General features: G+C 67.8%; 21 protein-coding genes. 9 read left to right on the top strand and 12 right to left on the bottom strand.

The annotated features are described in order from the left end of the window. Positions 1–20: 20 nt before the first annotated feature. Together M0R88_RS00105 and M0R88_RS00100 are read right to left on the bottom strand one after the other, a co-directional pair. A complete protein-coding gene (locus M0R88_RS00105; RefSeq protein ID WP_248654934.1) occupies positions 21–1,490 on the bottom strand; it encodes an MATE family efflux transporter in 1,470 nt (489 codons plus the stop codon). Then, a complete protein-coding gene (locus tag M0R88_RS00100) occupies positions 1,487–2,062 on the bottom strand; it encodes a TetR/AcrR family transcriptional regulator (protein WP_248654933.1) in 576 nt (191 codons plus the stop codon). Before M0R88_RS00100 ends, M0R88_RS00105 begins: the two co-directional genes overlap by 4 nt. A 132-nt stretch (positions 2,063–2,194) precedes the next feature. Here M0R88_RS00100 and M0R88_RS00095 point away from each other — a divergent pair, with 132 nt between their 5' ends. Next, entirely contained in the window at positions 2,195–2,494 is a 300-nt protein-coding gene (locus M0R88_RS00095; protein ID WP_248654932.1) for a DUF7545 family protein, read from the top strand. Positions 2,495–2,712: 218 nt separating this feature from the next. After that, positions 2,713–2,868, top strand: coding sequence for a hypothetical protein (locus tag M0R88_RS00090; protein WP_248654931.1), 156 nt, complete (start codon positions 2,713–2,715; stop codon positions 2,866–2,868). Positions 2,869–2,886: 18 nt separating this feature from the next. Here the strand turns inward: M0R88_RS00090 and M0R88_RS00085 are convergent, their stop codons facing one another. After that, positions 2,887–3,549 (bottom strand): 2,5-diamino-6-(ribosylamino)-4(3H)-pyrimidinone 5'-phosphate reductase, encoded by a 663-nt coding sequence (locus M0R88_RS00085; RefSeq protein WP_248654930.1) that lies wholly within the window; start codon positions 3,547–3,549, stop codon positions 2,887–2,889. A 70-nt stretch (positions 3,550–3,619) separates the two neighbouring features. Between M0R88_RS00085 and M0R88_RS00080 the strand changes: the two genes are divergently transcribed. From M0R88_RS00080 to M0R88_RS00065, 4 genes are all read left to right on the top strand, one after another. Continuing rightward, complete coding sequence (locus tag M0R88_RS00080) at positions 3,620–4,948, top strand: arylsulfotransferase family protein (protein WP_248654929.1); 1,329 nt, start codon at positions 3,620–3,622, stop codon at positions 4,946–4,948. Positions 4,949–5,375: 427 nt separating this feature from the next. Then, positions 5,376–6,641 carry a Single-stranded DNA binding protein gene (locus M0R88_RS00075; protein ID WP_248654928.1) on the top strand — a complete coding sequence of 422 codons (1,266 nt, stop codon included), beginning with the start codon at positions 5,376–5,378 and terminating at the stop codon, positions 6,639–6,641. Beyond that, positions 6,638–8,632 (top strand): hypothetical protein, encoded by a 1,995-nt coding sequence (locus tag M0R88_RS00070; RefSeq protein WP_248654927.1) that lies wholly within the window; start codon positions 6,638–6,640, stop codon positions 8,630–8,632. Before M0R88_RS00075 ends, M0R88_RS00070 begins: the two co-directional genes overlap by 4 nt. Further along, positions 8,632–9,393: a metallophosphoesterase gene (locus M0R88_RS00065; protein WP_248654926.1), complete on the top strand. Its 762-nt coding sequence runs from the start codon at positions 8,632–8,634 to the stop codon at positions 9,391–9,393. Before M0R88_RS00070 ends, M0R88_RS00065 begins: the two co-directional genes overlap by 1 nt. A 4-nt stretch (positions 9,394–9,397) precedes the next feature. On the opposite strand, the gene M0R88_RS00060 is transcribed toward M0R88_RS00065, so the two are convergent. The 4 genes from M0R88_RS00060 to M0R88_RS00045 all read right to left on the bottom strand — a co-directional run bounded on the left by M0R88_RS00060 (position 9,398) and on the right by M0R88_RS00045 (position 11,667). Continuing rightward, complete coding sequence (locus M0R88_RS00060; RefSeq protein ID WP_248654925.1) at positions 9,398–9,808, bottom strand: hypothetical protein; 411 nt, start codon at positions 9,806–9,808, stop codon at positions 9,398–9,400. A 62-nt stretch (positions 9,809–9,870) separates the two neighbouring features. Beyond that, positions 9,871–10,344 carry a hypothetical protein gene (locus tag M0R88_RS00055; RefSeq protein WP_248654924.1) on the bottom strand — a complete coding sequence of 158 codons (474 nt, stop codon included), beginning with the start codon at positions 10,342–10,344 and terminating at the stop codon, positions 9,871–9,873. 44 nt (positions 10,345–10,388) lie between these two features. Next, a complete protein-coding gene (locus M0R88_RS00050; protein ID WP_248654923.1) occupies positions 10,389–10,754 on the bottom strand; it encodes a group I truncated hemoglobin in 366 nt (121 codons plus the stop codon). Positions 10,755–10,914: 160 nt separating this feature from the next. After that, positions 10,915–11,667, bottom strand: coding sequence for a class I SAM-dependent methyltransferase (locus M0R88_RS00045; RefSeq protein ID WP_248654922.1), 753 nt, complete (start codon positions 11,665–11,667; stop codon positions 10,915–10,917). 115 nt (positions 11,668–11,782) lie between these two features. Between M0R88_RS00045 and M0R88_RS00040 the strand changes: the two genes are divergently transcribed. The 3 genes from M0R88_RS00040 to M0R88_RS00030 all read left to right on the top strand — a co-directional run bounded on the left by M0R88_RS00040 (position 11,783) and on the right by M0R88_RS00030 (position 16,325). Next, on the top strand, positions 11,783–14,650 hold the full coding sequence (locus tag M0R88_RS00040; protein ID WP_248654921.1) for a DEAD/DEAH box helicase: 2,868 nt from the start codon (positions 11,783–11,785) through the stop codon (positions 14,648–14,650). 126 nt (positions 14,651–14,776) lie between these two features. Next, the gene (locus tag M0R88_RS00035; RefSeq protein ID WP_248654920.1) at positions 14,777–15,397 is read left to right on the top strand and encodes a hypothetical protein; all 621 of its coding nucleotides are present in this window, start codon (positions 14,777–14,779) and stop codon (positions 15,395–15,397) included. Between the two features lie 133 nt (positions 15,398–15,530). Then, positions 15,531–16,325 carry a YihY/virulence factor BrkB family protein gene (locus M0R88_RS00030; RefSeq protein WP_248654919.1) on the top strand — a complete coding sequence of 265 codons (795 nt, stop codon included), beginning with the start codon at positions 15,531–15,533 and terminating at the stop codon, positions 16,323–16,325. Positions 16,326–16,396: 71 nt separating this feature from the next. On the opposite strand, the gene M0R88_RS00025 is transcribed toward M0R88_RS00030, so the two are convergent. From M0R88_RS00025 to M0R88_RS00005, 5 genes are all read right to left on the bottom strand, one after another. After that, positions 16,397–17,308 (bottom strand): hypothetical protein, encoded by a 912-nt coding sequence (locus M0R88_RS00025; RefSeq protein ID WP_248654918.1) that lies wholly within the window; start codon positions 17,306–17,308, stop codon positions 16,397–16,399. Positions 17,309–17,390: 82 nt separating this feature from the next. Then, positions 17,391–17,726 carry a HalOD1 output domain-containing protein gene (locus M0R88_RS00020; RefSeq protein WP_248654917.1) on the bottom strand — a complete coding sequence of 112 codons (336 nt, stop codon included), beginning with the start codon at positions 17,724–17,726 and terminating at the stop codon, positions 17,391–17,393. A gap of 270 nt (positions 17,727–17,996) precedes the next feature. Continuing rightward, the gene (locus tag M0R88_RS00015) at positions 17,997–18,575 is read right to left on the bottom strand and encodes a hypothetical protein (protein ID WP_248654916.1); all 579 of its coding nucleotides are present in this window, start codon (positions 18,573–18,575) and stop codon (positions 17,997–17,999) included. Between the two features lie 73 nt (positions 18,576–18,648). Then, complete coding sequence (locus M0R88_RS00010) at positions 18,649–19,548, bottom strand: hypothetical protein (RefSeq protein WP_248654915.1); 900 nt, start codon at positions 19,546–19,548, stop codon at positions 18,649–18,651. A gap of 198 nt (positions 19,549–19,746) precedes the next feature. Continuing rightward, complete coding sequence (locus M0R88_RS00005) at positions 19,747–21,975, bottom strand: AAA family ATPase (RefSeq protein ID WP_248654914.1); 2,229 nt, start codon at positions 21,973–21,975, stop codon at positions 19,747–19,749. Positions 21,976–22,056: the final 81 nt, after the last annotated feature.

Raw genomic sequence — 22,056 nt, 5'->3', positions numbered from 1 at the left:
ACGCTCTTTTTCCCTCTCGGTCAGTCGTCGGAGACCGCCGGCTCGCCGTCGTCGGCATCGACGGGACCCGGACCGGGCGTCCCGCGAACGTCGCCCTCGCGCCACGTATCTCGCGAGAACCACAGGTACGCGATGACCGCGCCGGCGACGTTCGAGACGAAGAACCCGACCCAGATTCCCTCGACGCCGAAGATGGCCTCGGTGGGAACGAACGGAATCGAGAGCCGGAACTGCGAGGCGACGTAGGAGACCGGCAGTCGAATCCCCGCCAGCGTCGTGATGGCGATGGCTGCGGCGACCATCGTCTTACCTGCACCGCGGAATCCGCCTGTGAACGCCCGCATGATGCCGATGAACCCGAACGACAGCGACACGTACCGGAGGAACGTCGCGCCGGACGCCAGCACCTCGGGGTCGTCGGTGAACACCGCGACGATGGGTCTCGGGACGAGGAAGATGAGGACGCCCACGGCCGCGAGGATGGCGAACAGTCCCTTGGCGGCGAGGTAGTTCGCCTTCGCCGCGCGGTCGTACTTGCCTGCACCGATGTTCTGGCCGGTCATCGTCTCGACGCCGCGCGCGACAGCGATGGCCGGGAGGAAGATGACCGAGAAGACGCGCGTGCCGATGCCGTAGGCCGCGACGACGGTCGTCGGGAACAGGCCGACGATGATGAGAAGCGCGTTGATAGAGAGCGCGCGTCCGGTCCCCTCGATGCTCGCGGGGACGCCGATCTGGAGAATCTTGCGTAGGTACTGGAAGTCGGGTCGCATGTCCCGTAGATTGATCTGGATGCCTCGGCTCCCCGAGAGCATGATGGCAATCCCGACGAGCATCGCCACGCTCCGGGAGAACACCGTCGCGTAGGCCGCGCCCTCGATACCGAGTTCGGGGAACGCGAGCGGGCCGAGGTTCCAGCCGTTGATGAGGAACGGGTCGATGACGACGTTGAGGATCACGGTCCCGAGCATCACGAACATCGGCGTGAGCGTGTCGCCCGCACCCCGCATGAGCGAGATGAACACGAAGAACCCGAACATGAACGGCAGGCCGAGCGCGACGACCTGCATGTAGGCGGTCGCGCCGGGGAGTACGTCCGGCGAGGCCCCGAGGAAGTCGAGGAACGGCCGGACGAACGGGTAGCCGATCGCGCCCAAAATCACCGACGCGATGAACGCGAACGAGACGGTCTGGGACGCGGCGTACTCGGCCTGTTCGGTCTCGTCGGCCCCGGTGTGCTGGGCGACGAGGACGCTTCCGGCGACCGACAGCCCCATCCCGAGCGAGATGAGGAGGAACACCATCGGGAACGCGAAGCTGATGGCCGCCAGCGCCTCCGTCGAGTACTGGCCGAGCCAGAACGTGTCGGCGAGGTTGTAGGCGGTCTGCATCAGGTTCGTGAGGACGATGGGGAGTGAGAGGTAGACGAGGGGTTTGAGGATGCCGCCCTCGGTGAGGTCGAGTTCCTCCTGCCCTTTGAAGAGGCTCACGCCACCACCCCCGTCGTGTGACCCAGTTCTCGTTCGAGGTACCGCTCGACCATCCGCCGGGTCTCGCTGGGGGTCTCACCGAGCGCGACCTCCCGGACGTGCGCGCCGTTTATCGCGGTGACGACGAACCGGGCGACCGCCTCCGGGTTCGCGTCGTCGAACTGGCCCGACTCGATGCCGTCGCGGACGGCCTCGGCGACGACCTCGCGCAGTCGTTCGTCCATCTCCACGAAGCGCTCGCGGTAGGCCTCGTGGTAGGGGGCCTGCGACTTGAGTTCCATCAGCGGGATGGGAGAGACGTCCTCGGCGGGCGCGAAGATGGCGTCGAGAAACGCGTCGAGTCGCTCGCGCGGGTCGCCGGCCTCGCTGGCGAGTCGCCCCTCGAACTGCTCGACGAGGTGGTCGAGAAACGCCTTCAGCAACTCCTCTTTCGTGTCGAAGTGGTAGTGAAAAGTCGCCTTCGATACCGACGATTCGTCCGCGATTCGCTGCATGGTCAGGTCGGCGTAGCCGTGTTCGCGGAGGGCACGGTACGTCGCCTCCATCATCTGCTCGGCTGTCTCTGCGTCCATTTACTACCGGAACTTACTGACTAGTCAGTCAAAAGAGTTTTGAATCGAAATACCGGTCGGTCCCGCGGCCTTCGCTCGGTTTCCTGTCTCGATACCCGCACATCTTTACGTTCGCCCGCGGAATGAGAGGGTATGACGGACACCGAAGTCGAGACGGTGACGTACACCATCGAATCGCCGGACGGCGACTCCGAGGAACTGACGCTCCCGACGCGCGTCGTAGATCTCCTCCGCGAGGACGACTCCGAGACCGACACCGCGGTGCTGGGCGACCTGACGATGCTCTCGTTCGCACAGCAGGCCCACGCGCTCGTCCACCACGCGCCCGAAGAACCCGACGAGGAGGTCCTCGCCAACGAGGAGAAGACGATGGAACTGTTCGAGGAGCGCTTCGGCCAGACGTTCGGCGAGATGACCGGCCACTCCCACTGAATCGCCGCCGACCTACTCTCTTTCGTGACTATCGCCTCCAGCGACTGCTTCGGCACGATGTGACGCGACCTCGCCTCGGCCATCTCGCCCACTCCGCCCGTCTCGTCGCGCCCATTTCGCCGAGACCGCTTCTCTTTCACCCGGCGATTAAAAACCCGTTTGTATGGCAGGGAACAACCACTCCACCGAGGCCGTCGAATCCCTTTCAGACGACACAAATGGGCGAGGAAGGAATCCGGATTCGGGTCCGCTGTCGAAACTGTTCGTTCGAGAAGACCGTGGCGAGCGGCGCCGACGAGAAACCCGCGGAGGTCCTCATCGACCACGGCCAGCGAACCGGCCACACGCTCGCCATCGACCGGTTAGAGGAGTGAGCGGCGTCCGCTCTCCCGCTATTCGACGGCGTACCGGAGGAGGACGCCGTCGTCCACGCGCTCTACGTCCTCCAGTTCCAACTCCGGGAAGTCCGCGACGAACCCCTCGCCGTCGGCCAGCGTGGGGGCGTCGCGGCCGCCGATGAGTTTCGACCCGACGAACAGTCGGAGTTCGTCCACGAGTCCGGAGTCGAACAGCGAGAAGATGAGTTCGCCGCCACCCTCGACCATCAGTTGCTCGACGCCCTCCCGCTCCAGCGACGAGAGCGCGCTCGACAGGTCCACGCGCTCCTCGCCGGCGGTGACGAGTCGCGCGCCCGCGGCCTCCAGCGACTCGATTCGCTCGGTCGGCGCGGCCTCGGCGACGAAGACGTAGGTCGTCGCCTCGTCGTCCAGAATTCGGGCGTCGGTCGGTGTCCGCGCTCGGGAGTCGGCGACGACGCGCGCCGGGTGGGCGGTCACGTCACGCTCGCGCCGGGCGACCTGTCGGTCGGGGTCGTCCAGCGTCAGGTGCGGGTCGTCGGCCAGCACCGTCCCGACGCCGACCATCACCGCGTCGCTCCCGGCCCGGAGGGCGTCCACCCGGTCGAAGTCGTCGGGACCGCTGATGGCTATCTGCTCGCGGCGCTTCGAGGAGAGTTTCCCGTCGGCGCTCGTCGCGGCGTTGACGACCACGCGCATACCCCTCCTAAATGGTCGGCCGGAAAACCGCTTTCGGTCGATTTATGTCTCGGAGCGTGTACTTCGACGTGTGCGCCGTTACCGTGTCCTCTTCGCACTCGTCGTCCTCGTCTGTGCCAGCACGCTCGGGTACAGTTACGTCTCCTCGCCAGCCAGCGCCGCGGTGGCGACCTACGAGCGACAGGCCGAACTCCCGGCCGACGAGCGGACGCAAGTCGTCCCCGCCACCGGGAACGTCACCGTCGTCGCCGGCCACGGCATGAAAGGCGAATCGGCCGCGCTCGTGGCGTTCGGTCCCGAGGGGAGGGTCGCGTACTACAACGACACGTTCCACGGCTACTTCGACGTGGACCCCGTGAAGGGGACCGAGACGACCGTCGAGTACGTCGCCGAGCGCAACTACGAGGGCGACGCCTGCAAGGGGTCGTGTACCCTCTCGGTGGTCGAGCGACTCAACCTCACGACCGGCGAGATAGAGCGCATCTACTCGCGGGTCATCCCGGCCGACCGGGGAGCCAACTGGCACGACGTGGACCGACTCGGCGAGAACCGACTGCTGGTCGGGGCTATCAACACCGACGAGATGTACGTCGTCAACACGACCACCGGGATGACGACGTGGGAGTGGTCTACCAAACAGGCCTACCCCATCTCCGGCGGCGGACCGTACCCTGCCGACTGGGCGCATCTCAACGACGTGGAGCGACTCCCCGACGGTCGGTACATGACCAGCCTCCGGAATCAGGACGCGGTGGCCTTCGTGGACCCGCAGACCGGCGTGCAGGAGAACTGGACGCTCGGCTCCGACGGTGCCCACGACGTCCTCTACGAACAGCACAACCCCGACTACATTCCCGAATCCGAGGGCGGCCCGGCGGTCGTCGTCGCCGACTCGCTCAACGACCGCATCGTGGAGTACCAGCGCGAGGACGGGAGTTGGAATCGGACGTGGGTCTGGACCGACGCCGAGATGAAGTGGCCCCGCGACGCCGACCGCCTGCCGAACGGCAACACCCTCGTCGCGGACACCAACGCCCACCGCGTGCTGGAAGTGAACGAGACCGGCGCGGTGGTCTGGAGCGCGGAGTTCTACGCGCCCTACGAACTCGAACGCCTCGGCACGGGCGACGAGAGTGCGGGCGGACCGAGCGCCGCCGCCGCGGACCTCGACTCCCGCGGCACCGAATCGGCCGACATGGACGAGAACACGACCTCCGTCGCGGGGTACACGCCCCGGAAGGTCACCAACAGCATCTCGTTCGTCCTCCCGGTCTGGATGGGCCTGAGCGACGCCGCGGTCGCGGTCCTGCTCGCGCTGACGGTGCTCGCGTGGGCGGTTCTGGAGTACCGGCACGTCTCGTTCTCGCTGTCGTTCCGGTGGCCGGTCCGCCGGGAGTGAGCCGGTTCGCTCGCCGATCTTTCGATTTCCGCCGACCGACCAATCCACGCGCAGACGCTCGGTGACGCAGACCACCGGGATGCGCTCGACTCTACAGACCACCGGCAAACGCTCGAGGACACAAACTACCAGCAGATACCGGGTGACACAAACCACGGTTTGGGTGGACTGAAAGGGGCCGACCGCTCGCGGGTCGGAGACCTGTGGTCGTCTCAGCGACCCCTCTCCGGAGTGAACGCAGTGAACGGAGGAGATGTCGCTGAGCGCCCGCGAGCGGGCGGGGGCTTTCGAGACGGTCACACTAAGTCTTCGTAGTTACGACGAGTCCGAATCGTCACCGACCGATTCCGCCCACGACTCCGCGATAGCCGTCCCGGTTCGGTTCCCGTGACGAACACTTTTAATCCGTCCGGGCCAAGTCCGAGTGATGAGTTTGGACGACCATGCCGAGGACCTCGCCTCCGACCTCGGCGTCGACAAGGAGGAGGTCAAGGCGGACCTCGAAAATTTGGTGGAGTACAGCGTCCCGGTGGACGAAGCGAAACAGAGCCTCCGGCGGAAGTACGGCGACGGCAGTAGCTCGTCGGAACCCTCGCAGGTGGACCTCGCCGACGTCTCGACCGAAGACAGCAACGTCACCGTCACCGCGAAGGTGCTGACGGTCGGCAAGCGCTCGATTCGGTATCAGGGCAACGAGCAGACCATCCACGAGGGCGAACTCGCCGACGAGACCGGGAAGATATCCTACACGGCGTGGGAGGACTTCGGTCTCTCGGCGGGCGACACGATTACCGCGGGCAACGCCGGCGTCCGCGAGTGGGAGGGCGACCCCGAGCTGAACCTCGGCGAGAGTACGAACGTCGCCTTCGAGGACGACATCGACGTGCCCTACCCCGTCGGCGGCGACGCGGACCTCGCGGACCTCGAACCCGGCGACCGGGGCATCAACCTCGACGTGCAGGTGGTCGAGGTCGAGACCAAGACCATCGACGGCCGCGACGGCGAAACCGAAATCAAGAGCGGCGTCCTCGCCGACGAGAGCGCTCGGCTCCCGTTCACCGACTGGGAGGCCCGCCCCGAGGTCGCGGAAGGCGCGACGATGCGCCTCGAAGACGTGTACGTCCGGGAGTTCCGCGGCGTCCCGTCGGTCAACCTCTCGGAGTTCACCGCGGTCGCGCCCCTCGACCGCGAGTTGGCCATCAGCGACACCGGCACGCGGATGACGGTCCGCGACGCCGTCGAGACCGGCGGTGCCTACGACGTGGAGGTCGTCGGGAGCATCGTGGCGGTCCGCGACGGTTCGGGCCTCATCGAGCGGTGTCCCGAGTGCGGCCGGGTCATCCAGAACGGCCAGTGCCGGAGCCACGGCGACGTGGACGGGCAGGACGACCTGCGCGTGAAGGCCATCGTGGACGACGGCACGGGCACCGTCACGGCGGTCCTCGACGCCGAGCGCACCGAGGAGGTCTACGGCGGCGACGTGGAGGACGCCAAAGCGCAGGCCCGCGACGCGATGGACAAGGAGGTCGTCGCCGACAGCATCCGCGAACGCGTCGTCGGCCACGAGTACCGCGTCCGCGGGAACCTCTCGGTGGACGACTACGGCGCGAACCTCGAAGTGACCGAGTTCGAGCGCTCGGAGGACCCGCCCGCCGACCGCGCCGACGCGCTGCTCGCGGAGGTGGCGGAATGAGTTCCAACGGCGACGGAAACGGCGACGGCGACGACAACCAAGGCGGCGCGGGCCGCCGCGAAGTCGCGTGGCGCGTCTTCGCCGCGGAGTACGACGATTCGGACTTCGACTACTCCGAAAGCGACGAGGAGCGCGCGCCCAACTACGTGGTCACGCCGACCGGTGCCCGCGTCAACCGCCTGTTCGTGGTCGGCGTCCTGACGGAAGTCGAGGCGGTCAGCGACGACGTACTTCGGGGCCGAGTCGTGGACCCGACCGGCGCGTTCGTCCTCTACGCCGGGCAGTACCAGCCAGACGAGATGGCCTTCCTCGAAAACGCCTCCCCGCCCGCGTTCGTCGCGGTGACGGGCAAGGCCCGGACCTTCCAGCCCGAGGACTCGGACCGCGTGTTCACTTCGATTCGCCCCGAGTCCATCAACCGCGTGGACGCCGACACCCGCGACCGCTGGGTGGTCCAGACCGCCGAGCAGACCCTCTCGCGGGTCTCGACGGTCGCCGACGCCATCGACTCGGGCGAGCGCGGCGACGCGCTCCGGATGGCCTTGGAGCGAAACGGCGTGGACGCGGGACTGGCCGCGGGCGTCCCGCTCGCGCTCGACCACTACGGCACGACGAAGGGCTACCTCGCGGAGGTCTGGGACCTCGCGGTCGATTCGGCCCGCGTCGTCGCTGGCGAGATAAACGCCGACGACGTGGGACCGCTCGAACTCGCGCCCGGCGAGGGCGGCGACGAAGCGAGCGTGGCCCTCGACTACGCGCTTTCCGACGCCGAGGCGAGCGACCTCTCCGACCTCGACACCGGAGCGAGCGCGACCGGAGACGCTGGCGCCGCGACCGAGTCCCCCGAATCGGCTGACACCGCCGACGTGACCGAGACCACGGAAACGGCGGAGACGACCGAAACTGCGGAAACGACCGAATCGACCGAATCCGCGGCCGCCGCCGAATCGACCGAGACCGAGACCGACCTCGGCGACGCGCCGGAATCGACCGCGGCCGACGGCGAGGACCTCGGCGACGCCCCCGAGACCGAACCGACCGCGGAGTCAGAGACGACTCCGGAGTCAGAGACGACCGCGGACGCGGAATCGACCGCCGACGCCGGACTCGGCGACGCGCCGACCAGCACGGTCGAGGAATCGGAGACCGAAGCCGAAGACCACGCGGTCGAGGACGCGGAGGACGCCGCGGACCTACAGGACGAAATCGGCACCGACGAACCGCCGACCGTCGAGGACGAGCAGGAGACCTCGACCGACGAGTCGTTCGCGCCCGAGACCGGCGACGAGAGTGACGGACCTGACATCGGCACCGCGGGCGCCGGCGACGAGATGTACGAGTTCGACGACGAGGAGCGCGAGCAGGTCGAAGAGGAGTACGGTCTCGAATTCTCGTCGGGGTCGGAAGTCGAGAGCCCCGAGGAGTCTGACCTCGACGCGCCCGACCCGGAGGCCGGACTCGACGAGACCGACCGGGGTCCCGACGAACCGACGACCGAGCGCGAGACCGAACTGGACGACGACGAACCCAACGCGGGCGAACCCGCCGAACCGACCGCCGAGGAAGTCGATACCGACGAACTACAGGACGTGGAGTCCGCGTCGGGCGGCACCGAGGAAGTCGTGAACACCGACGACGAGGCTCCCGCGGGCGGCGAGTCGGCCGCCGCGGAAGCGCCCGGCGCGTCCATCGGCGAGGACAGCGCGGCCGAGGCCGCGGACGGCGAGGACGAGACCGCGGAGGCCGCGGACGGCGAACCCGCCGACGAGACCGACGACTCGGCGGCGGAAGCGCCCGACAACCTCGAAGACACCGTGATGACCGAGATGCGCGAGTTGAACGAGGGCGACGGCGTCGAGCGCGAGACTCTGATGGCGTCCGTCGTGCAGGACTACGACGTGACGCCCGCCGACGTGGAGGACGCGCTCGAAGCCGCGCTGATGGCGGGCCGGTGTTACGAGTCCGGCGAGGACACGCTCAAGCCCATCTGATGAGCCTCGTGGAGCCGGTTCCGGGCGAACCGGCCGCGGTCGCCGACCTCGACACCGGCGTCGGCCACCGCCCGGAGCGCGCGCTGGTGGTCGCCGACTTCCACGCCGGCATCGAGCAGGCGCTCCGGGCCGACGGCGTCTCGCTCGACAGCCGCGCCAGCGAGCGCCGCGAACGCCTCCTCTCGCTCGTCTCGCAGACCGACGCCGACCGCGTCGTCTTTCTGGGCGACCTGATGCACGCCATCGGCGACCCCGGCGGAGCCGAGCGCGGCGAAATCGAGGTCCTGCTGGAGCGACTCGCCGACCGCGGCGTCGCCGCGACGCTCGTCAAGGGCAACCACGACGGCGCGATAGAGTCGTGGGCCGACCTCGACGTGACCGACGGCGCGGGGACCCGACTCGGCGACGTGGGGTTCGCGCACGGTCACACGTGGCCCGCGCCCGAGGTGCTGGACAGCGAAGTCGTCTGCGTCGGCCACGAACACCCCGCGGTGCGACTGGAGGACGAAGTCGGCGGGAGCCGCGTCGAGCGCGTCTGGCTCCGGGGGTCGCTCGCCCCGGACGCCTTCGCCGACCGCGACGGGGCGGTCCGGCCCGGCGCGGAACTGGTCGTCTTCCCGGCGTTCAACCGACTCGTGGGCAAGACGTGGGTCAACGTCCCCGGACAGGAGTTTCTGGCCCCGTTCCTGCCCGCGGGACTCGGCGACGGACAGGCGTACCTCCTCGACGGGACGCGACTCGGGCCGTACCGCGACGTGTGAGTTTTCAGGGCCGCTCGCCCGCCCGTATCTCCCGCGAGAGCCGCCGCCGGTAGGCCAGATGCGAGAGGCCGACCGCCAGCAGGAACGCCGAGAGCGCGACCGTGACCACCGAGAGGAGACCGGCGTCTATCCGCACGCCGAAGACGACGGGGACGAGCGCCAGCAGGTGGAAACTCGACTGGACCATCGCCGACCCGACGACGCCGCCGACCACCGCGATGCCGCGTGTCGCCCGCACGTTCGCCACCCGAATCCGGACGCGAATCTCCGCGCGCAGGTTCTCGTAGAGGGCCAGGAGCTTCTCCTCGGGGGCGAGTCGCTGGTCGCTCCCCGAATCGACCGACTGCCGGCGTCGGGCCGCGGAGCGGCGGGACTCGCCGGGTCCGGACCCCGGCGGGCGGTGGCTCTCGCTCACTATATTTCGATACTGGCTGGGGGAAAATATTCTTTCGGCCGGCGCGACACTCTTTTCCCCACTCAGACGGTTCGGTCGGTCGCCTCCTGCACCGCGGCGACGAGTTCGTCCGGGCGCTCCGAGCCGACGACCAGCGACCGGCCGCCGGCGCGCTCGAACCGGACGCCGCCGGTCCCGCGGACGGTGTAGGCCGTCCCGCTCGGCGTCCAGCGCAGGCCCCACCCGCCGTAGCGCATGGGGCTGTAGCCCGTCTCCTGCACGTCCGCGAGGTCCGCGAAGGCAACCCGTTTGGCCGACCGGTGGAGCGGCGCGAACTTCACGTAGAGTCCGTCGTCACGGACCTCGGTGTCGAGGCGCGCGACTCGGAGGAAGAGCGCGGCAGCGCCGAGCGCGGCGAGTCGGCGGGCGGTCTCGCCGAGCGTTCGCTTCCGGCGCGCGAGGGCGAGGAGGTCGGCGAGCGCGCGCAGGGCCAGCAGGCCCCAGAGCCACGGCTGGTCGAACTGCTGGGTCTCCCGAAAGTGGACTTCGGTCTCCATGCGGCGACTTCGACGCTCGCGGAGAAAAGCCTTCGCCGGACGCGTTATCTGACCAGTACGTCGTCTTCCAGCGCCGCGACCTCCGACATGATCTCGTCTCTCGCGCCGTCGGACACGTCGAACTCCCGGAGCGTGGCGTCGAGGTGCGTGGCGATGGCTCGGAAGTGTTTGCTTTCGAGTCCCAGTCCCGCATGGGCCTCGCGCATCTCCTCGCCGTCGTACTCGACCGGCCCGCCCGCGACCGCGCTCAGGAACTGCGTCTGGTGGGCGCGTTGGGCCGCCATGTCCACGTCGTCGAAGAAGTGCGCGACCGACTCGTCGGACAGCACGCGCTGGTAGAACTCGTCTACGATGCTCGAAATCTGCTCTTCGCCGCCTAACCGATGGTAGAGGGTATTTCCTGAAGACATCAGCGTATTGCGTCGTGGCCGCCTCGACGGGCGACCCTGCGGTAGTCGTAACTCGATTCCCGGTCGGCGACCGACCGGCGACGGGCGAACGTGGACGCGTCAGAAACGAAGCTCTTCTCCCGAACACGTTCGGCGAACCGATTCCCGCCCCGCGGTTCGACTACTTCTTGGCGACGTAATGGGTGTCGCGCTCGAAGAACCGCCCGACACCCTCCCGCTCCCCGACCACGTCGAGGAGCGTGAACCCGCACTTCCGGAGTTGGAGCCACTGGTGGAGCGGGTTCGACAGGTAGACCTCCAGTTCGCCCAGCGGCACCGTCTCGAACTTGTATCTGGAGAACAGGCGGGCGTGATTCTTTGGCTTCTTGTAGAAGTCGCCCACATCGCCGATAGCGCGCCGGAGGTCGCGGGACGATAGCGGCACCAGCGGCGACCAGTTGTTGTGCGACGAGAACGCGACGATGCCCGACGGCTTCAGCACCCGGTAGAGTTCCCGAAGCGCGGCCACGCGCTCGGATTTCGGCAGGAGGTAGTCGAGACCGTAGTAGGAGAAGACCGCGTAGTCGAACGACGCCGGCTCGAAGTCGGTGTCCCGCACGTCGCCGACGCGAAACTCCACGTCCGGGAACAGCGACCGGGCCTTCTCGACCAGCGGTTCGCTCACGTCGATGCCGGTCACGTCGAAGCCCCGGTCGTGGAGCAGCGACGAGACGCGGCCGACGCCACAGCCCACGTCCAGCACGGACCCCTCCGTGTCGGCGAAGTACCGCTCGACTATCTTTCGCTCTTGGGGGAACAGCGTCGGATTCCGAACTCGCTCGGTGTAGAGTTCGACGGCGTCGTCGGTCGTGAACACGCCGTCGGTCCCCGCGCTCCCGTCGGTACTCGGCTCCGATTGGTTGGTCTCTTCCACGGCGCGACGACACCGTCGGTCGGCATAACCCCGGCGGCCGTAAACCCCCGAATCCACGACCTCTCGATATTCGGAGGCGACGCGCTTATCATCCTCTAACAGCTAAAAACGACCAATGAGCGACCAACGGGCCGCGGGTTCTGCGGCCTTCGCACAACTCGGCGAGCAGGTGCGGGCGGCGCTCTCCGAGCGCGGGTTCTCGACGCCGACCGAGCCACAGCGTCGGGCGATTCCACCGCTGGCGCGGGGCGACCACGCGCTGGTCGTCGCGCCGACCGGGACCGGCAAGACCGAGACCGCGATGCTGCCAGTCCTCGACGCCATCGCTCGGAATCAGGCCGAGAACGGTCCGCGGTTCGGCATCTCGGCGCTCTACGTGACGCCGCTTCGCGCCCTGAACCGGGACATGCGCCAGCGACTGGAGTGGTGGGGCGAGCAGTTGGACCTCCGGGTGGACGTGCGCCACGGCGACACCACCGACTACCAGCGCCAGAAGCAGGCCAACGACCCGCCCGACGTGCTAGTGACGACGCCCGAGACCCTGCAAGCGATGCTCACGGGGTCGAAGCTCCGGGAGGCGCTCGAAGACGTGCATCACGTCGTCGTGGACGAGGTCCACGAACTCGCCAGCGCGAAGCGCGGCGCGCAGTTGACGATTGGCCTAGAGCGACTGCGCGAGTTGGCCGGCGACTTCCAGCGAATCGGTCTCTCGGCGACGGTCGGCGACCCCGCGGAGGTCGGACGCTTCCTGACCGGAGCCGACGAGTCGGCGGACGAGACCTGCGAAATCGTGGAGGTGGACGTGGGGAGCAAGGTCGAGTTCGAGGTCCGAGAACCCGAGATTACCGACGAGGACGAGCGTCTCGCGGGCGAACTCGTCACCGACGAGTCAGTCGCTAGCCACGTCCGGGCGATTCTGGACGTCGTGGACGCCCACGACTCGACGCTGATATTCGTCAACACGCGCCAGACAGCCGAGGCGCTGGGTTCGCGGTTCAAGAAGTTGGACGCGAACGTCGGCGTCCACCACGGGTCGCTGTCGAAGGAGGCCCGCATCGACGTGGAGGACCGCTTCAAGGCCGGGAAACTGGACGCGTTGCTCTGCACCTCCTCGATGGAGTTGGGCATCGACGTGGGCCGCATCGACCACGTAGTCCAGTATTCGAGTCCCCGCGAGGTCGCACGCCTACTCCAGCGCGTCGGGCGCGCGGGCCACCGGAGCGAGCAGGTTTCCCACGGCACTATCGTCACCAAGCACCCCGACGACACCCTCGAAGCCCTCGCCATCGCGCGCCGGGCCAAGCGGGGCGACGTGGAGGCCGCCGCGATTCACGACGGGAGCCTCGACACCGTGGCCAACCAGATAGTGGGTCTGGTGATGGACTTCGGCGAACTGTCCGCGATGCGGGCCTACGACATCGTGACGCGGGCCTACCCCTTCCGGGACCTGACGAAGTCGGAGTTCAAAGAAGTCTGCCGCGAACTGAAGGGCAATCGGTTGGTCTGGCTCGACGAAGAAAACGACCAGTTGGAGAAGTCGAGCAAGACGTGGCAGTACTTCTACGCCAACCTCTCGATGATTCCCGACGAGCAGAAGTACACCGTCGAGGACATCGCGTCGGGGTCACAGGTCGGGACGCTCGACGAGCGGTTCGTCGTCAACTTTGCCCAACCCGGCGAAATCTTCGTCCAGCGCGGCGAGATGTGGCGGATTACCGAGGTGGACGACGACGAGGAGACGGTCAAGGTCTCGCCCATCGAGGACCCCGGCGGCGAGATTCCCTCGTGGGTCGGCGCGGAGATTCCGGTTCCCTACGACGTGGCCCAAGAGGTCGGCGAGATGCGCGCCGTCGCAGGGCCGCAGTTCGAGCGCGGGGCACCCCGCGAGGGCGTCGCCCGTGAGTTCACGAACCGCTACCCGACCGACCGACACACTGCGAGCGAGGCGCTCTCGCAACTCGACCGCCACGCCGAGACCGAGGCCCCGTTCCCGACCGCGGACCGAATCGTGGTCGAACACGCCGCCAACACCGTGGTCGTCAACGCGTGCTTCGGCCACAAGGTCAACGAGACGCTCGGGCGGGTCCTCTCGTCGCTGGTGGGCCAGCGAACCGGCTCCTCCGTGGGGCTGGAGGTGGACCCCTACCGCATCGAGTTGGACGTGCCCGCGAAGGTCAACGGACAGGAAGTCGCCGAGGTCCTGCACGAGACCGACCCCAGCCACGTCGAGGCCATCATCGAGTTGAGCCTCAAGCACTCGGACACCCTCAAGTTCAAGCTCTCGCAGGTCGCCGCGAAGTTCGGCGCGCTCCGGACGTGGGAGGGCGGTTCTCGCGGCCCGCAGATATCTCGACTCATGGCCGCGCTCGAAGACACGCCGATGTACGACGAGGCGGTCCGTGAGGTCTTCCACGACGACCTCGCGGTCGAGGCCGCCAGCGACGTCCTCCGGCGGATTCGGAGCGAGGAGATCGAGGTCGTGACCACGGGCGGACGGACCCCCGTCGGCTCGGGCGGGCGCTCGTCGGGCCGGGAACTGCTCGCGCCCGAGAACGCCGACGCCAGCGTCATCCAGACGGTCAAAGACCGCATCCGGGACGACGAAGTCATCCTGTTCTGCCTCCACTGCGAGGACTGGAAGCGCAGGAAACCGGTCCGGCGCGTCCGCGACCGACCGGCGTGTCCCGAGTGCGACTCGACCCGCATCGCCGCGCTCAACCCGTGGGCCGACGAGGTGGTCAAAGCGGTCCGCGCGCCGGAGAAGGACGACGAACAGGAGAAGATGACCGAGCGAGCGTACAAGGCCGCGAATCTCGTCCAGAGCCACGGCAAGCAGGCCGTGATAGCGCTCGCGGCCCGCGGGGTCGGTCCTCGCAACGCGGCGCGCATCATCGCCAAACTGCGCGAGGACGAAGACGAGTTCTACCGGGACATTCTGGAGCAGGAACGCCAGTACGCCCGAACGCAGTCGTTCTGGGACTGACGAAACTCGCCCTTTCTCCGGCGTAACCCCGATTGCGACCTCGTAACCATCGTTTCCCGGAGTATCGGCGCACTGACGCCGATAAACGGCCGATTCTCTATTAGACGCGAGGTAGAGACTCCCGCCATGGCGGACGACAGCAACTCACCACGACGACGCGACCTGCTCAAAGCCGGAGCGACCGCGGGCCTACTCGGCGTCGCGGGCCTCTCGCTAAACGGTGTTTCGGCGCAGGAGACGACGACGCAGGCACAGGGCGGCACGGGCGTCTTCAGTTTCAGCCTTCGGGACGGCGACCGCTTCCGGGTCCGGTTCCGGCCGCGGGACCCCTTCGGCGACCCGGCGACCGAGACGGTCCCGGCGGCCTGTCTCGGCGGCGACCAGTCTCAGGAGTACCAACTGTTCGTCGTCCAGGCGTTCCGGAACGACGAGAACATCGGCTTCCGCGGCCTGTTGGCACCCCAGCAGGCGCTCGCGGAGGACCTGCTCGAAACGACCACCGCGCCGGGGCAGACGACGGAGGCGGACGGCGAGACGACGACCGCGGCCGCGATGCAGGACCAGACCACGACTGCGGCCGGGCAGGCGACCACGACCGCGGCGCGACAGCAGACCACCGTCCCACCGGGGCAACTCCCGGAAATCCGACTCGGCGCGTGGTACCGGGTGTCGTCGTCCGAGTCGTGCGACGGCCTGAACCGACTCACCATCGAGGCGGTCGAATCGCCTCAGACGACGGTGTCATAGCGCCGACAGTCGGACGGGCGAGCCGCCCGCGAGGCCGGGGAGTCGGGCGACCCGGTAAGCGCGCCCTCCCCCGAGAAAACGCCGACTCCGGCCGTGTCGGCTTTAGGCGTGGCCGGCGTCTGCTCGCTCGCACATGGCTACGTCTCGAAGTAGCGTCAAGCGCGTCTTCGACGTCGCGCGCGACCGGAACGTCACGTTTCTGGCGGCGAGCGTCGCGTACTACGCGTTCGTCTCGCTGATTCCGCTCGCGCTGTTGGTGGTCGTCGTCGGGAGCGCTCTCGGCGGGCGGGCGTTCGCCGACTTCGTGGTCCAGCAGGTGGCGAGTTCGCTGTCCACCTCCGGCGAGCGCATCCTCCAGCGGGCGCTGACGAGTTCGTCCGGCCGGACGAGCGCCGGCGTCGTCGGGTTCCTGACGGTCGGATGGAGCGCGCTCAAACTGTTCCGCGGACTGGACATCGCGTTCTCGGAGGCGTACGGCACCGAGCGCGACCTCTCGCTGGTCGAGCAGGTGGTGGACGGTGCGGTCACTATCGGACTCGTCGTCGTCGCGGTCGGTCTCGTGGCCGCGGTCGGCTACGCGCTGCGGACGCCCTCGGTCGCCGCGAACGTCCCGTTCGAGCATCTCCTCGGGAATCTCGCGCTGGTCGCGGGGCTGGTCGTCGCGTTCCTGCCGCTGTACTACGTCATGCCGCCCGTCGAGATGACCGTCCGGGAGGCGCTCCCCGGCGCGGTCGTCGCGGGAGTCGGGTGGGTCGTCCTCCACGCGCTCTTCCAGTTCTACCTCGCGCGCGCCGGCCAGTATCGCGTCTACGGCGTCATCGGCGCGGTGTTGCTCTTCCTGACGTGGCTCTATCTGGCGGGCGCAATCGTCCTCGTCGGCGCGGTGGTGAACTCGGTGCTCGGCGGGCGCATCCAGTTGTCGCGGTAGCTGCCTCACCGCGCCTTCGTCGTCACTTCGAGCGTTTCCCACCGGGTCTGCTTCGTCACCTCGACCGTTTCCTACCGCGTCTTCGTCGTCACCCCGACCGTCTCGTCCATGCTCTCGTGGACGACGCTGACGGTCTGGGGGAGCGCGTGTTCGAAGTTCACGGTCGCCTCGTAGGCGACTTCGCCGATGCACTGGGTGCCGACGCCGGACTCCTCGGGAGCTTTCGCGGCGACTCGGACGGTCAGCGCGTCGGCGTTCCGGTCGTAGCTCGCGGCCGCGAGTTCGAGGTCCGACCGGGGTGTCGGCGTCCTGACCGCGCCGTCCACCGCGACCGCCTCGCCCTCGAACGCGACGGTCGCGCTGTGGGCCTTCCCGCACTCGCCCCGCCCCACCGAGAGCGCGCTGTCGGCGACCTCCGGGGCGGGACAGCCCATCGTCGTGGACTCCGACACGGTTTCGACGCGGCCGTCGGGCATGACGCCCACGTCGGTCCCGGCCCGATTGCAGTCGAACTGGCTCCGCTCGATTCCGAAGGTCGTCGCCTCGCTCGCGTCCGCGAGACCGACGGAGATGCTGTAATTGGCGGGTTCGTTCAGCGCGAGTTCGAGGTAAGCGTCGGCCGCGAACTCGACGGTTCGGTCCACGCGGACGTCGGCGCTCTTCGCGATTTCCACGTCGATTTCGCGGGCCCGGTCGGCAGCGTTCCAGACGCGCACGCCGCGAGGTCGGTTGTCGTCGGGGAACACGACCGATTCGCGGTCGCCGACCGTGATGGTCCGGAACGGCTCGTCGTCGTCGGACCGGACGCCCCCGAATCGCTCGCGGTTCTCCTCGGTCGTCTCGGAGCCGTTCGCTCCGTCGTCGGTCGTGCCGTCGGTCGTCGTGCCGGGACTCGACCCGGTTCCGGAACTGCCGACGCAGCCGGAGAGACCGGCGACGGCGGCGAGTCCGCTGCTTCGACGGAGGAGTTCGCGTCGCTTCATGCCTCCCGGTTCCGGGGCCACTTCAAAGGACTTTCCGTAAGCTCAAATCGGCTTTTGACTTATTTTCTAACGGATTGGAAACCTATTCGAGGAGGACGTAGTTCTCCGATACCGTCACGTCGTAGCCCGCGTAGCGAAACGAAACTTCGATGTCCGCGTTCAACTCCTCGGTGCGCGTAAAGACGAGACCGCCCGCGGACGGGGTCGTTTCGGCGTCCACGAGCGCGTCGAGACCCTCCACGTCTAACTCGTCGCCGAGCGGCGGGAGCGCGTTCACCTCGGTCGCCTCGGCGTTCGCCACTGCCGCAAGGACCGCCTCGCTCGCGGACTCGTCGTTCTCGATGAGGCGGCGGCGCGCCTCGACCGACGGTGCCGACCGGAGTGTCTCGGAAGCTAATTCGGGAGACTCCTCTGACATTCGTATCGCCAGTGGGGAACAGAGTGATTTAACCACTATGAAAATTTACGCTACCAGATAGGTGTTGGTTTACAGCGTGCGTTCCCGAAAGGAGAGGGTTCTCGACGGAGCGGGAGCTATCCGGGCGTCTCTGTGCCCACTCGTCGAGTGCGGTGGCGAGTTCGGTGTGGTCGGGGTCTCGGCTCAGACGACCGCGCCGACCGCCGGCGGCTAACTTCGTCCCGTCTGTAGATACCGAACTCGAAGCCAGACCGTTCGGAAACGCCACTCCTACCGCGACCGAATCTTCGAGGGCAGCCACGACCCGAAGAAGCCCGCGGTGCCGGTCGCCAGCACGAACAGCCACGCGCCGGTCGCCGCGAGACCGGCGGCGACGACGGCCGACTGGACCGCCAGCGAGGGTTCGCCGACCGCGTTCCCGAGCGTTATCAGTACCACGGTGACGACGAGGAGCGGGAGACCGACGAGGAGTCCGACCGGCGTCAGCGCGGCGTCGAGCCACCCCGGAATCGTCGTCGCGGCCGACGCGAGGAGATACGCCGCCAGCCCCGCGACGAGAACCGCGAGGACCGCGAGCGTGCGGTCGGTCGGCCGGAACGCGACGCGGGCGAGCGCCGACCGGTCCGCGAGTGCGCTCGCGTCCGCGGCCGCGAGCGCGACGCCGGCGACGAGGTAGGTCACGGCCAGCGCCCCCGCGGCGGTCCCGAAGTGCGCGAGTTCCAGACACGTTCGGCCGGGCGGACAGCCGATGGCGGCGTCCCGGTAGACGAAGTACAGCGCCGGGACGGCGACGACGAGAAGCGGAAGGACGAGACTCCGGTGCGGTCTGACGGCCGTCTTCGGGTTCATACCGGGCCGTACGGAGGGTGGAAAAATAAATGTGGGCGCTCGCTACCGGACCGCCGACTTCGGTATCGGGCGCTCAGTACTCGACGAGCTTCGTCGCGTAGTTGTCGTGGTCGAGCTGGTAGCCGTTGTTCATGTCGTAGTAGTCCTTGGAGCCGTACCAGCCCGAGGCGTCGTCGAAGACGCCCTCGATGGCCTGCTCGGCGTCCTCGAAGGAGGTGGCCTCGTGGGGCACCGAGTTATCGACGTGGGCCGACCCGGAGACGTAGCCCTCGAACTCCCACATCTTGAGGTGCTTGCGACCGAGGAAGCCGAAGGTGCCCGTGGCGACCGACTTGTCCTGTTGCTCGAACTGGTTCGTTGCGCTGTTGTACGCGTGGCGGTTGTACTGGACCACGTTGTCTGTCCAGCCGTTGCTCGTCAGCACGCCGGCCACGTCGCCGGTGGACCGTTCGGAGATGACGTTCATCGGGGCCGCCGTCTCGTAGCCGCCATCGACTGCCTCGTACTCCCAGACGCCGTACGGGTGGTTCTCTTCGTCGGGGTCCTTCGACTGGATACCGACGCCGCCGCTCCGCTGGTGGTAGTCCTTCCACTCGTCGGGCTTGGCGTAGTAGGTGTCCCACTCGCGCTTGTCCGTGCGGGTATCGCGCTCGGGCAGGTCGTCGGCCTCGGGTTTCGGTCGCCGGAACGTCTCGGTCTTCGTCAATACCGGCGGGGTGAGACCGTAGCGCTTCTTCAGGTCCGGACTGATCTTTCGCGTCCTGACGGTCACTTCCTCGGGGCGAATCTTCGTCTGGACGATTTCGCGGCCGGTGACGCGGAACTTCTCGGGGGCACGCGACTCGGAGGCCGCGCGACCCTCGTCCGAGAGCAGGGGGAGACCGAACGCGCCCGCGCTTGCCGCACCGATACCTTTCAGGAACCGCCGACGAGTGCCGTCGCTCGAACGACGGCCGGGGGAATCGTCTGTCATGCTTCGGACGTTTAATTCCACGGACAAGACATAAAATATTCTATAAGTTGATAGAATATTTCTAATACGTACGCGGACGTCCCCCCCTGACGCTCGCAATGTGTCAATGTAGAGCAACGAACTCGGCCGACCCCCGACGAAACCGAAGGGTCGGCGAAAACTACCGGCGGCCGAGCGAAACCGGCGGTTTCGCTCGGCTCACTCTATCGACGGTCGGACCTTCTCGACGGCGGCGTCGAAGTGCTTCTTTCCGATTTCTATCTCGTCGGCGTTCTCGTTGGCCTGTTCGACGCCCCACGCTTCGGCGGCCTCTCGAATCGCCCGCATCGAGGCGTCGCGGACCACGGCTTCGAGGTCCGCGCCGGTGTAGCCCTCCAACTCGGCGGCCAGTTCGTCCAAGTCCACGTCGTCGCCGAGTAGCTTGTCCGCAGCGTGAATGTTCAAAATCGCCTTCCGTCCCTCCTCGTCCGGCGGTGGTACCTCTACGTGTTCCTCCAACCGGCCGGGTCGCAGAAGCGCACGGTCGATTTCGTCGTACCGGTTCGTCGCACCGAGAACGACGATGTTCGGATTCTCTGTGAGTCCGTCCATCTCGGTGAGGAGTTGGGAGACGACTTTGTCGTTCACCTGTCCACCGCCGCTGAAACCGGTTCCGCGCTCTTGCACGATGGCGTCTATCTCGTCGAAGAAGATGATAGCGGGAGCGGCCTGTCTCGCTTTGTCGAACAGTTCCCGGACTTTGGCTTCGCTCTCTCCCACCGGTGCGGACAACAGTTCGGGACCTTCGACGGAGATGAAATTCACGTCGCTCTCGCCCGCCAAGGCCCGCGCGAGAAGCGTCTTTCCGGTGCCGGGCGGGCCGTGTAGCAGGATGCCCGTCGGCGGGTCGGTCCGGGTCTGCTCGAAGAGGTTGCGGTACGCCAGCGGCCACTCGACGGCCTCGGTCAGCGTCTGCTTGGCCTCCTCCAAGTCGCCCACCGCCGAGAAGTCGATTTCGGGCGACTCGGCGACGAACTCCCGCATCGCCGAGGGGTCCACGGAGGCCATCGCCGTCTCGAAGTCCTCGCGGGTGACCTCGACCTCCATCAGTTCCTCCTCGCTGGCCCCGGCGTCGCGCGCCCGCCGGAGCGCGGCCATCGCGGCCTCCGTCGAGAGCGTGTGGAGGTCCGCGCCGACGAACCCGTGCGTACTGGCCGCGAGCCTGTCGAGGTCCACGCTCTCTGCCAGCGGCATCCCGCGGGTGTGAACGTCCAGAATCTCGCGGCGGCCGGCCTCGCCGGGCACGCCGATTTCGATTTCGCGGTCGAATCGCCCGCCCCGCCGGAGCGCCGGGTCGATGGCGTCCACGCGGTTGGTCGCGCCGATGACGACGACTTCGCCGCGGGACTCCAGACCGTCCATCATCGAGAGCAGCTGGGCGACGACGCGGTTCTCCACGTCGCTGTCCTCGTCGCGCTCGCCAGCGATGGCGTCTATCTCGTCGAAGAACACGATAGTCGGGGCGTTCTCGCGGGCCTGCTCGAACACATCGCGCAGGCGCTCCTCGCTCTCGCCCTTGTACTTGCTCATGATTTCGGGGCCGGAGACCGTGACGAAGTGGGCGTCCACCTCGTTGGCGACCGCCTTGGCTATCATCGTCTTCCCGGTGCCCGGCGGCCCGTAGAGCAGGACGCCTTTCGGCGGGTCGATGCCCAAGCGCCGGAACAGCGCGGGGTTCGAGAGGGGCAACTCGACCATCTCGCGGACGCGTTCGAGTTCCTCTTCGAGGCCCCCGATGTCCTCGTAGGTCGCGCCGGTCGGTCGCTGGGGACTCTCGTCGTCGCCGTCGCCGCCGATGGGAATCGAGACGCTTCCTCCTCCGCCCGCTCCCGACCCGGCGCTCGACCCCGCCCCGATGCTCGCTCCCGAACCGGAACCGCCCGACAGCGCCACCGCGACGTCGGTATCGTCGGTCACGCGGACCACGCCGTCGGGGTCGGTGCCCCCGACGTGGAACGTTCCGGCGTCGCCGAGGCGCTCGATGCGGACGCGCTCGCCCTCCTTGACCGGCCGGTCCCGGAGCGTGCGCTTGAGCGCCGCTTCGAGCGTCTCGCGGTCGTCCTCGTCGAATTTGGCGGTCGGCGCGAGCGTCACCGCGTCGGCGTCCGCGACCGTAATCTGGCGGACGGTCACGGTGTCGCCGATGCTGATTCCGGCGTTGGCTCGGGTCTCGCCGTCCACTTGGACGACGCCCCGTTGCACGTCGGTCCCGGCGGGCCACACCTTGACCACGGTGTCGCGCTCGCCCTCTACGACCACGGTGTCGCCGCTCAGGACGCCGAGCGCCGACCGGGCCGACTCGGGGATGCGCGCGATTCCCCGGCCCGCGTCGCGCTTCTCTGCACCCTGCACGGTGAGTTCGACTGCGGCCGAACCCTTCGCGTTCATGACACCCTCTCGTCGCTCGTCCGTATTGAGGGTTCCCCTACCGAGAGCGCCGTCGGCCCGCCGCGGGAGCCGCGAGGCGGC

This window comes from Halorussus gelatinilyticus, from assembly GCF_023238445.1.
In the GTDB taxonomy this organism is placed as follows: Archaea; Halobacteriota; Halobacteria; order Halobacteriales; family Haladaptataceae; genus Halorussus; species Halorussus gelatinilyticus.
The sequence above is the reverse complement of the archived record's forward strand: the minus strand, read 5'-3'. Positions and strand labels throughout refer to the sequence as shown.